The following is a 10,947-nucleotide window of genomic DNA, read 5'->3' as shown; positions in this document are numbered from 1 at the left end:
TGATTCATATAAATGCTGGCAGCAAATGAAAGCGCAAGACAGCGTCGAAGGAGCTAAACATCCATGTCGCAACCAATCGCGCCGCTTCGCGAAGAACGCTTCGTCAGGCGGCCGAAGGCGGTGCTGCTCGACCTCGACGGCACGCTGTACAGAGGAGAGACGCCGATCGAAGGCGCTTCGGCGCTCGTCGAGGCGCTCGAAAGCGCGGGCATCGCCTGCTGGTACTTAACGAACAATTCGACGCGCACGCCGGAGCAGGTGGCGGCGCATCTGCGCGGCTTCGGCATCCCGGCCGGGGCCGGACGCGTCATTACGTCCGCGGCCGCCGCAGCGCATTACGCCAAGCAGCGCCATCCGGACGCGATCGCGTTCGTCATCGGCGAGCACGGACTTCGCAGCGCGCTCGCCGAGGCGGGCATCGCGATGCCGGACGAATCAGAGCTTGCCGCCGGCGCGAAGGTGGACCTTGTCGTGCAGGGACTGGATCGCGGCCTGAACTACGGTCAGTTGACGGCGGCGCTCGGTTATTTGCTGTCGGGCGCCGACTATCTGCTGACCAATCCGGATCGCCGGCTGCCCGTCGGCGCCGGCTTCCTGCCCGGCGCGGGGAGTCTGGCGGCCCTGCTGGAGACGGCCAGCGACGTCGCGCCCGTCGTCATCGGCAAGCCGTCCGGCATAATGATGCGGTACGCGCTGGACTTGGCCGGCGTCGAAGCTTCGGAGGCCTGGGTCGTCGGCGACAACCCGCATACCGATCTCGCCGCCGGTCTTGCGGCCGGCTGTCCGACGGTGCTCGTCCTGACCGGCGTATGCGGGCCGGACGATTGGCGCGAGCGCTGCGAACGCGCGGGCGCGATGCCGGATGCGGTGTGCGCGGGACCGGCGGAAGTGGGCGAGCTCGCTGCGAGGTCCGGGAACGGCTGACTGGCCGTTCGTTACATACGATCGATGAGAATTCGGAAACGAAAATGACAAGAAGGAAGATAGACGATAGGGAGCCATCCGCAGGATGGCCGAAGAAGGGATGAACGATCATGCCGGAATGGCCGGAAATGGACACCTACCGAAGATTGCTGTCTCCGCTCGTATGCGGGCAGATGATCCGGGAGGTCGTCGTGAACCGAGAGAAGACGATAGGCGAACCTCCCGAGGCGTTTACCGACGCACTGAAGGGCAAGCGAATTTTGTTCGTCGAACGGCGCGGCAAACACCTGCTCTTTCATCTGGACGACGGGAGCCGGCTGCTGCTGCATTTAATGCTCGGCGGCTGGATGTTCTACGGCCAGCACGGACCGAAGAGCGACGACCATTATCAAGTCATCCTCACGCTGGACGACGGCAACCGGCTGTTTTTCGCGGGCTTGCGGCTCGGATTTCTCCATCGGCTTAGCGCGAAGGCGGTGCTGGAGCGGCTGCACGACCTTGGGCCGGATCCGATGGACCCGCGTCTGACCGAAGCCGCTTTCGCCGCCCGGCTGAAGAAGCGAAGAGGGCGGCTCAAGCCCGTATTGACCGATCAGAAGTTCCTGGCCGGCATCGGCAACTGCTATTCGGACGAGATCTGCTTCGACGCGATGATCCACCCGGCATCGCCAATCTCGGCGCTGAAGGAGGAGCAGATTTCGGCGCTGTACGCGTCCATGCGCAAGGTGCTCAAGCAAGCGGCCGACGGCGGCGGATACATGGAGCATCCGTTGACGGCGGCGGACCAGACGACGGGCGGATTTTTGGACAAGCTGCTCGTTTACGATCGAGGCGGCGAGCCATGCCCCCGCACGGGAGACGACATCGTGCTGGAAACGCTGGCGGGACGAAAAATGTTTTATTGTCCGGCTTGCCAGAAGGAAGCCTAGCATGCCGGCCGTAGGCAGCCATGTCAGCACGCGGCGCGGCTTCTACGAGGCGGCCCGCGCCGCGAGCCGCATGGGCGGCGACGCCTTCCAATACTTTCCGTCGAATCCGCGCACGCTGTTTTCCAAGCCGGTCGACGAGGGGGGACGCTTCCCGCTGCGCGGCGTTTTGCAAAGAAGAAAACATTAGCTCGCTCGGCCATTCCGCCTACGCGATCAATCCGGCTGCGACTGGCGACGCGGCTGCGCAGATGGAGCGGTGCGTGTTGGGCGACCTTGCGATCGCCGAGGCTTGCGGATCGATCGGCACGGTCATTCACTTCGGCGTCATCCGCGGCGACGACCCGCTGCAAGGCTACCGCGACATGATCGCCTGGCTCGACCGGACGCTGGACCGCTGGCAAGGCAAGGCGAAGCTGCTGCTCGAGAACCAGGCCGGCAACCACGGCGACGCCGGCAAGACGCCGGAGGAAATGGTTCAGATTCGCTCCCTTTCCGCCTATCCGGACAAGATCGGCTTTTGCCTGGACACCTGCCATTTGTTTGCCAGCGGCGAATGGAACGGCGCCGATTGGGCCGATTTTCTGAAGCGCGGCTCGAAGCTTAGGTTTTGGGAGCATCTCGCCGCCGTTCATTTGAACGACTCGCGTTATCCCTCGGGTTCGCGCAGAGACCGCCATGCGCCGATCGGAGAAGGCCATATCGGCGACGCGAGTTTTCGCGAGCTGCTCGCTTCGACGGAGATTCGCCGGGTGCCTATCGTCATGGAGACGCCGCCGGAAGCGGACGGCACGCACGAAAAGCAGATCGCCCGCGTCCGCAAGCTGATGAGCGAGGAGGACGATTAACGTGATTAACGTTTATTTGGACGACGTACGGCCTTGCCCGGCGGGCTTTGTGGCGGCGCGCACGGCCGAGGAATGCCTGCTGCTCCTTCGCGAATACGAAGTGAACGTTTTGTCGCTCGATTACGAGCTCGGATACGGTCAGCCCAGCGGCTTCGCCGTCGTTGCCGGACTCATCGCGGCCGGTACGCATCCGAGAGAGGTTTACGTGCATTCCTCCAGCATGATGGGCCGCGCCCAGATGGTCAAAGGTTTGCGCGATGCCGGCATCGCCGGCTTGATCGTGCACGACGGACCGATGCCGCCGGCGGTGCTGGAAGCGGCTGCGTCAAGCGCCGCCGGATCGGGGAAGGACGAAGCGCCGTGAACGAATGGGAAGCCAGAAAGTGGCGGCAGGAGATTGAGGCGTCCGAAGGCGCGCTTGCGCTTTTTGTCTATACGCCGCTGTGCGGCACCTGCGCGCTCGCAAGACGTATGCTGGAAGTCGCCGAAGCGTCGCTTGCGGACGTTCGAATCGCGTCGGCCAACATCAACCTGATGCCCGGACTCGCGGAGGCATTTCAGATCGAGAGCGTTCCCTGTCTGCTGCTGCGGGAGTCGGGCGGTTCATGGAATAAGGTATACCGGTTCGGATCGGTCGTGGAGGTCAGGGCGCGGCTCGCCGAATCGTTCAGGGGAGAGGAAGAAAAACATGATCGAACTTAAAAATATCGTTTGGCGTCGCGAGGAACGGGAGATTCTGCGCGGCGTCGATCTGTCTGTCAAGGCCGGAGAACGCTGGGTGCTTCTCGGCCGCAACGGGTGCGGCAAATCCACGCTTTTGGAGATGATTACGGGCTATTTGTTTCCGACGAGCGGCACGGTTGACATCCTCGGCAATCGCTTCGGGCGCGTAGACGTGCGCGAGGTGCGCAAAAAAAATCGGGAACATCGGCCCGTCGCTCATCGAAAAGCTCATTCCCCGCGATCCTGTCTGGGAGATCGTCGTCGGCGGCATGAACGCCTACTTGCGCATTTACGAAGAAATCTCCGACGATATCAAGGACAAAGCGCTGGCCGAGCTCGATCGCGTCGGCCTTGCCGCGCTGTCCGAGCAGCCGTTCGGGACGCTGTCCCAGGGCGAACGCAAAAAAGCGCTGCTGGCGCGTACGATGATGGCCGATCCGCAGCTGCTCATCATGGACGAGCCTTGCGCCGGACTCGATCTGTTCGAACGGGAAAAGTTTTTGGCTTCGCTCGAAACGCTGTCAAGGCGCGTCGACGGTATGTTATACGTGACCCATCATATCGAAGAGATCGTGCCCTTGTTCACGCACGTGGCGCTCATGGCCGAGGGAAGGATCATCGCGGCCGGTCCCAAGCGCGAGGTGCTGACGGCCGAGCTGCTGCGCGACGCCTACGACGTGCCGGTCAACGTGCGCTGGTCCCAGGACAGACCATGGATTACGGTTGAAAAGGAGGGGTAGCGTGTCGGCATTCATCGGAACGAGCAACCCCGGATTCGCCCCGTTTGCGATGGAGGAGCTTCGCAGACGCTGGCCGGACGTCTCTCTGTCCGGCCTCGCGCCGGGCGAGACGTTCAAATTCGTCGTATCGGGCGCGGACGATCGCGAGCTCGCCGTCCAGCTTCGCAAGGACGAGCCGATCTTTTTGCGCCATCTGTTCCCGGTGCGGGAGGAGCTGGAAATACCGCAGCAGGCGGAGGAGGTCGCGTCGGCGCTCGTCCGCTTCGCGGGCTCGCTGGCCGATGAGGTCAAAGACGCCAAGGTCGCGGTTCAGGTGCGCAAGTCCCAGGACAGCCCGTTTCCCTTTTCTTCCGCCGAAGCGCGCGATCTGATGGTGCCGGCGCTGCTTGAGGCGGGCGCGGAAACGGTGTCTCGCGGCGCCAAGCGGATCGTGTCGGTGTACGCGGCGAAGCGCACCCTTTATCTTGGCTTGTCCGCCCCCGCGGACAATCTGTCCGACTGGCCGGGCGGCGCCGTGCGGTTCCGCCGCGAGGAAGGACTCATCTCGCGCGCGGCATTCAAGCTGCTCGAAGCGGAGCAGACGTTCGACCTGCCGTTCGAACGGTTCACGAACGCGCTCGATCTCGGGGCGGCGCCCGGCGGCTGGACGTCCGTGCTGCTGGAGCGCGGACTTCGCGTGACTGCGGTCGATCCCGCGGAGATGGACGAATCGCTGGCCGGGCAGCCGAGACTGCGGCATCTGCGCCAGAATGCGGCCGACCTGAACTTCGCTCCGGGAACGTTCGACCTGCTTGTCTGCGACATGAGCTGGGATCCGCATCATACGGCCCGGATCGTGAAGCAGCTGGCGCCGGCGCTGTCGGCTGGCGCATCCGTCATCGTCACGCTGAAGCTGATGTACAAAAAGCCGATGCAGACGATCGCGGATCTGCTCGGTTCCTATGAAGAATCGTTCGACATCCGCAGGGTCAAGCAGCTGTTCCACAATCGGGACGAAGCGACGGTCTGGATGCGCAAGTAGCGGCGCTGTTGCTGCGGTCCTTTGCGAAGTCGGACGCAGGCAGAATCGGGTCTTTCCCTTTCGCGCTTCAGCTGTTACAATGGATGCAAGATGAACGATACTTGCACGGGAAAGCATCCCGCGCCGAACCGAATCCCTCCGGGGGAAAAGGTTTTGGCGCGGTTTTTTGTTTTCATGGCGCTTTTTTGTGCATCCTTTGTGCAGCAATCGCAGCGGGAGGAACGTCTATGAACAGGGAAGAACGCAAGCCTCTGCCGACGCTTGCGGCCGGACAGCTCGTGTCGAACCGGTACAGAATCGCGGGCGGGCTGGGCCGGGGCGGGATGGCGCGCGTTTACTTGGCCGAGGACATGAAGCTGGGCGGACGGCTGCTCGCGCTCAAGCTGACGCGGACGTACGACGGCGCCGAACGGTTTATCGACGAAGCGAGACTGCTCAGCGCCCTTCGCCATCCCGGCCTGCCGGAGATCTTCGATTACGAGCCGCCGGACGAACAAGGGCTTGCCCTGATCGTCATGAGCTATGTCGAGGGCGAGACGCTCGCCGAACGGATGCGGAGGCACGGGATGCGGCTGCCGTTCGCCAAGGCGCTAAGATACTTGCTCCAGCTGGCGCGGACGTTGCAGTATTTGCATGCGCAGCGGCCGCTTGTCGTCTTCCGGGACATCAAGCCGGCCAACGTCATGATCGACGGCAGGGACGACGCGATTCTGATCGACTTCGGCATCGCCAGAGAGTTCAAGCCGGGCGCCGCGAAGGATACGCTGATGCTCGGCACGCCGGCCTTCGCCGCGCCGGAGCAGCTTCGCGGCGAGCAGAGCGACGCCAGAACCGATCTGTACGGCTTAGGCGCCCTGGCCTATTACTTGATGACGGGCGGCGGCTTTTACGGTCGCGCCGGTTCGGCCTGCAGGCCGGCCTGGCAGCGCGACGTGCCGCCCGGATTCGTCGCTTCCGTGGAGCGATTGCTTTCCGAGCGGCCCGCAGACAGGCCGGACAGCGCAGCCGACGTCGTACGCGACTGGCAGCGATACGCTCTTGACGTTGAAGCTATCGGGCAGGGCGGGCCCATCCCGAAGTCGGCCGTCCGGCCGGCGCGATCGGAGCTTGGGGCGCCGTTCGGCCGCCTAGGCAGCGGTATCCGAATCGCGGCGATCTTGTCCGCCTATCCGGGCGCGGGCGCGACCTTCGCGGCGCGCTTGCTGTCCGACCGTCTGAATCGGCTCGGCATCCCGCACGCGCTGGCGGAATGTCCCGGCGTCGAGCCCGAGCTCTACCGCTGGCTGGACGGCGCGCGTCGCATGCCGGGCCGCGCGGTGTTCGCGGATCCGTCGGGCGCCGGAGCCGTATCTCCCGCATGGCGGGACGGACAAGCCGATTATTATCCGCTTCATCCGGACGCTGCGCCCGAAGGCGCGCCTGCGCCGGGCTTCGCCGCCTGGCTGGTCGGGATCGGCGCGCCGGTCGTCCTGCTCGACGTATCAAGCGCCTGGCAGGATGCAAGGGTGTCGGACTGGCTCGCGTCGCATGCCGATGCGGTATACGCGGTGGCGGATCCGCTGCCGGTCAAGTGGACGGAGCGCAGGCAGCGGGACTGCGCGGAGCTGCTCGCGGCATCGGCGCGCGCCGGCGCGGACACGGGGTGGATCGCGAACCGGGACGCCGACTTCGCCGGACGCGGCGAATGGCTGCGCCTGTTCCCGGAGCGGCCCAAGCTCGCGGTCCCGCACTTGGCGCCGGGCGAGGCCGCCTCCTGGCTGTGGCGGGGCGGCAGCGTGGCGTTGCCGAAGCGCGCGGCGGCCGATGCGGACGCTTTTTGCGCGCGTCTGCTCCGGTAAAGCCGCCGCCGACGCGGCCGATCAATCTTCGCTACGCCAAGCGGGGGCCAGCGTCTTTCAGGAATGTATGGTTCATCCATTCGATCTCGCCAAGTGGTCATGGTACAATAGATGTCAGCGGATTCAGACGATTTTCGCGAGATTCCGAAGTACGTACAGACAGAGGTGGACGATCATGAGCGAACGGATATTGATTATAGAGGACGAAGACGGCATCGCCCGCATACTCGAGCTCGAGCTGAAGCACGAAGGCTACGAGGTCGGCCGCGCGGCCGACGGCCGCACGGGCCTGGAGATGGCGCTTAGCGGCGAGTGGGATCTGCTGCTGCTGGACGTGATGCTCCCCGGGCTGAACGGCGTCGAGGTGCTGCGCCGGTTCAGGCAGAACGACAATGCGGTGCCGGTCATCTTGCTGACGGCCAGGGATACCGTTCCTGACAAGGTCAGCGGTTTCGAGCACGGCGCCAACGATTACGTGACCAAGCCCTTCGCGATGGAGGAGCTGCTCGCGCGCGTGCGGAACCTGCTGCGCATATTCAAGGCCTCCCGCGAGGGCGAGAGCGAAGACGCGCTCAAGATCGGGGACCTGACGATCGAGCTCATCACGCGCAAGGTATTCCGCAAGGATCACGGCATCGACCTGACCCCCCCCGCGAGTTCGAGCTGCTTCTTTATTTGGCGCGGCACAAGGGAACGGAGAAGACGCGGGACGAGATTTTGTCCGACGTGTGGGGCTACGAATATATCGGAGATACGAACGTCGTCGACGTATACATCCGTTATTTGCGCCAAAAGATGGACAAGGGATACCGTCATAAGCTGCTTCACACCGTTCGCGGCGTCGGCTATATGCTCAAGGAGCCCGAAGTATGACGCTAAGGCTTCGCTTCACGCTTTTCACCGTATTTTGGTTGATTTTTATTTTGATTTTGTACAATGTGTTCGTTTATTACTTCGTCATCAAGGTGACGACGCGCGGCGAGCTGCAATTGCTCTCGAGCAAAGCCGATCTCGTAATGGAGACGCTCCGCAAAAACGAGATGGCGGGCATCGACGACGCGGCGCTGCTGAAGGACATGTACAACGTCAACGAGATGATGCGCATCGTCACGCCGGATTCGCGCGTGGTGAATTCGGTCGGCGTGGACAAGCAGCTGCTCGCCCTGCCCAAGGAAGTCCGGACGATGTCGCACTCGGACACGATCAAGGTGGACGGACACCGGGTGCTCACCTGGTCCGTGCCGATCTACGACAACCACAGGCTGATCGGGCAGATCGACAGCGCGCGGTATTTGACCGCGCTCGACGGCTATTTGCAGATTTTGCTCGGCGCGCTTAGCGTCACGAGCGTCGGCGCGATCATATTCGCCATTCTCGGGACGTACTGGTTCACCTCCAGGCTGACGGGACCGATCGGGCAGATGGTCCAGACGATGCGGGAGATCGACCGGAGCGGCAAGCTCCAGCGGGTGAAAATGGGACGCGAGGAATCGGTCGAGCTGCAGCAGCTGATTCGCGCGTTCAACCAGATGATCGACCGGCTGGACCGAACGATCGAGCGGCAAAAGCAGTTCGTGGCGGACGCCTCGCACGAGCTGAAGACCCCGCTGACCGTCATCGGCAGCTACGCGGACATGCTCAAGCGCTGGGGCCGGGACGACGTGACCGTTCGGGACGAGGCGATCGAGGCGATCGCGCGAGAGACGGAGCGTCTCAAGAAGCTGACGCTCTCGATGCTGACGCTGGCGGAGGCGGAGCAGGACGACTGGCTAAGCAAGAGCCGTTTCGACATCGTGGCCATCGTCAATGATCTGTCCGGCGTGCTGAGGGCGACCTTTCTTCGGCATGTGCGGGTGCATGCCGGCTCCGGCACGGTACAGATGGTCGGGGACAAGGACAAGATCCGGCAGATGATTCTGATCTTCCTGGACAACGCGATCAAGTACAGCAAAGAACCGATCGACGTTCGCATCCGTTCGGAGAAAAATACGGTTCGCATCGAAGTGACCGACTACGGCATCGGCATATCGGAGAACGAGATTCCTTATCTATTCGAGCGGTTTTACCGCGTGGACGAGGCGCGGCATCGCGCGACCGGCGGCAGCGGCCTGGGGCTGTCCATCGCCAAACGGATCATCGATCTGCACGGCGGTACGGTCGAAGTTTTCAGCAAGCCCGGCAGCGGCACGACGATCGCGATCGCGCTGCCTTACAAGTGAATGCCGGTCATGCCGAGGCTTGCCGAATCGCGCGAAAAAGCCTTCGTCGCGCCGCCGCTGGCGGGGACGAAGGCTTTTGATCTGAGCGCGAAGCGCGTGCTGTTAAAGTACGCGCCTAGCGGTCTTGTAATGGGACTTCCAGTAGGAGGCGCTCAGGCTGGTGACCGTGACGCCCGGCTTGCCGTACGTATGAAGGATTTTGTTGTTGCCGATATAGACGGCGACATGTCCGATTTTGGAGCTGTTGCTGGATTTGAAGAAGACGAGGTCGCCTTTTTTTAGCTGGGCTTTGGCCACCGTCTTGCCCTTGGTCGCCTGCGCGCTGGAGACGCGCGGGAGCTTGACCCCGTATTTGCCGAAAATATACTGCGTGAAGCTGGAGCAGTCGAACACTTTGGTCGAGCCCGAAGGCGCGCCAAGGCGGTATTTGACGCCTAAATATTGTTTGCCGAGCGTAATGATCTTGTCGGCTTTGGCGGTCTTCGATGCGGCCGCGGCCGCTCTGGGTGCTGAAACGAATAACGTACCGGAAACGGCAATGGCGACGCAAAGTCCCAGGCTGGCGAATTTGCGGATCGTGCGGCTGCGAATATTGGCGCTCATGTTGTGTGGCGATCCTCCGTCCGAATGGTGCGGCTCGCTAGGGCCTATTTGTTTGACCCAACTATAACAGATGCCAAACAACCTATAATTTCCCAAAAAAGAACAAGAGTCGCATATTAAAGCGGTTGCCGTCGATTTCTTAGAACGAAATGAGAATTCTCTCATTCGCGCAACCCGTTTGCGCGCAATCGCGCGCCAGATATAATGAGTGGTAAGAAAGCGAGGGATGCAATCGATGAAAATGAGAGTTTCGGCCGTTCAGTTCGCATTGAAGGACGTTGGGAGCGCGGAGGCGTGGAGCGCCCAGGTTAAGCACTATGTGCGCAATGCGGCGGAATACGGCTCGCAGTTCGTGCTGTTCCCCGAGTTTATCACGACGCCGCTGCTCGGCATCGGGGAGGAGGCGGGCGGCGCGGGCCGTCCGATCGCCACGCTCCCCCGATTACACGGAGCTGTATACGAGCCTGTTCTCCGGCCTCGCGCGGCAGTACGGCATGTATTTGTTCGCGGGGACGCACGTGACAAAGCGCGGGGACGCCCTCCGCAATACGGCGTTCCTGTTCAAGCCGGACGGCACCTGGCATACGCAGGACAAGCTTCATATTACGCCGACGGAGGTCGAATCCTGGAACGTGCAGCCCGGCGACGGCGTCGAGGTGATCGACACGCCTTACGGCAAGGTCGGTCTGCTCACTTGCTACGACATCGAATTTCCGGAGATCGTGCGCATGGTGCGCGCCAAGGGCGCGAACGTTATATTTTGCCCGTCCTGCACGGACGACCGGCACGGTTTTCATCGGGTACGGTACTGCTGCCATGCCAGAACGGTCGAGAATCAGATTTACGTCGTGACGACGGGAACGGTCGGCTCGCTTACAAACGTCGACTTCATGCGCGCGAATTATGGGCAGGCCGCCGTTATCGCGCCGAACGACATTCCGTTTCCGCCGGGCGGCATCCTGAGCGAAGGGGATACGAACGCGGATATGCTGATCACGGCGGATCTCGATCTGTCCCTGCTGGACCAGGTCCGCGAAGCGGGCTCCGTCACGACCTGGCGCGACCGCAGAGTCGATCTGTATACGGATTGGCAGTAGGAAGGGAG

10 protein-coding genes and 3 pseudogenes are annotated in these 10,947 nt (G+C 62.6%); 12 read left to right on the top strand and 1 reads right to left on the bottom strand.

The genetic code is table 11. From position 1 onward, the window contains the following. Positions 1-63 precede the first annotated feature (63 nt). The 11 genes and pseudogenes from OMP40_RS29440 to OMP40_RS29395 all read left to right on the top strand — a co-directional run bounded on the left by OMP40_RS29440 (position 64) and on the right by OMP40_RS29395 (position 9,239). A complete protein-coding gene (locus tag OMP40_RS29440; RefSeq protein ID WP_277536671.1) occupies positions 64-924 on the top strand; it encodes an HAD-IIA family hydrolase in 861 nt (286 codons plus the stop codon). A 110-nt stretch (positions 925-1,034) separates the two neighbouring features. After that, complete coding sequence (gene mutM, locus OMP40_RS29435; protein WP_277536670.1) at positions 1,035-1,853, top strand: bifunctional DNA-formamidopyrimidine glycosylase/DNA-(apurinic or apyrimidinic site) lyase; 819 nt, start codon at positions 1,035-1,037, stop codon at positions 1,851-1,853. 1 nt (position 1,854) lies between these two features. Further along, on the top strand, positions 1,855-2,040 hold the full coding sequence (locus tag OMP40_RS40600; RefSeq protein ID WP_338131356.1) for a hypothetical protein: 186 nt from the start codon (positions 1,855-1,857) through the stop codon (positions 2,038-2,040). Then, positions 1,958-2,698: a deoxyribonuclease IV gene (locus OMP40_RS29430; RefSeq protein ID WP_338131337.1), complete on the top strand. Its 741-nt coding sequence runs from the start codon at positions 1,958-1,960 to the stop codon at positions 2,696-2,698. Before OMP40_RS40600 ends, OMP40_RS29430 begins: the two co-directional genes overlap by 83 nt. 1 nt (position 2,699) lies before the next feature. Then, a complete protein-coding gene (locus tag OMP40_RS29425; protein WP_277536667.1) occupies positions 2,700-3,062 on the top strand; it encodes a cyclic-phosphate processing receiver domain-containing protein in 363 nt (120 codons plus the stop codon). Continuing rightward, entirely contained in the window at positions 3,059-3,400 is a 342-nt protein-coding gene (locus OMP40_RS29420) for a thioredoxin family protein (protein ID WP_277536665.1), read from the top strand. The genes OMP40_RS29425 and OMP40_RS29420 overlap by 4 nt, the downstream gene beginning before the upstream one ends. Then, positions 3,387-4,161 (top strand): annotated as a pseudogene (locus tag OMP40_RS29415) (ABC transporter ATP-binding protein). Before OMP40_RS29420 ends, OMP40_RS29415 begins: the two are co-directional and overlap by 14 nt. Position 4,162: 1 nt before the next feature. Next, on the top strand, positions 4,163-5,182 hold the full coding sequence (locus OMP40_RS29410; RefSeq protein ID WP_277536664.1) for an SAM-dependent methyltransferase: 1,020 nt from the start codon (positions 4,163-4,165) through the stop codon (positions 5,180-5,182). Between the two features lie 227 nt (positions 5,183-5,409). Beyond that, complete coding sequence (locus OMP40_RS29405) at positions 5,410-7,020, top strand: serine/threonine-protein kinase (protein ID WP_277536662.1); 1,611 nt, start codon at positions 5,410-5,412, stop codon at positions 7,018-7,020. A gap of 175 nt (positions 7,021-7,195) precedes the next feature. Then, positions 7,196-7,893 (top strand): annotated as a pseudogene (locus tag OMP40_RS29400) (response regulator transcription factor). Next, positions 7,890-9,239 carry a sensor histidine kinase gene (locus OMP40_RS29395; protein ID WP_277536659.1) on the top strand — a complete coding sequence of 450 codons (1,350 nt, stop codon included), beginning with the start codon at positions 7,890-7,892 and terminating at the stop codon, positions 9,237-9,239. The pseudogene OMP40_RS29400 and the gene OMP40_RS29395 overlap by 4 nt, the downstream one beginning before the upstream one ends. A 102-nt stretch (positions 9,240-9,341) precedes the next feature. Here OMP40_RS29395 and OMP40_RS29390 read toward each other — a convergent pair whose 3' ends face one another. Further along, a complete protein-coding gene (locus tag OMP40_RS29390) occupies positions 9,342-9,842 on the bottom strand; it encodes a C40 family peptidase (protein ID WP_277536657.1) in 501 nt (166 codons plus the stop codon). A gap of 235 nt (positions 9,843-10,077) precedes the next feature. Between OMP40_RS29390 and OMP40_RS29385 the strand changes: the two are divergent. Beyond that, positions 10,078-10,939: pseudogene (locus OMP40_RS29385) on the top strand (carbon-nitrogen hydrolase family protein). Positions 10,940-10,947 lie beyond the last annotated feature (8 nt).

It is taken from the genome of Cohnella rhizosphaerae (assembly GCF_029525575.1).
Classification (GTDB): Bacteria; Bacillota; Bacilli; order Paenibacillales; family Paenibacillaceae; genus Cohnella; species Cohnella rhizosphaerae.
Note: the sequence above shows the minus strand (reverse complement) of the source record. Positions and strands in the feature narration are given on the sequence as shown.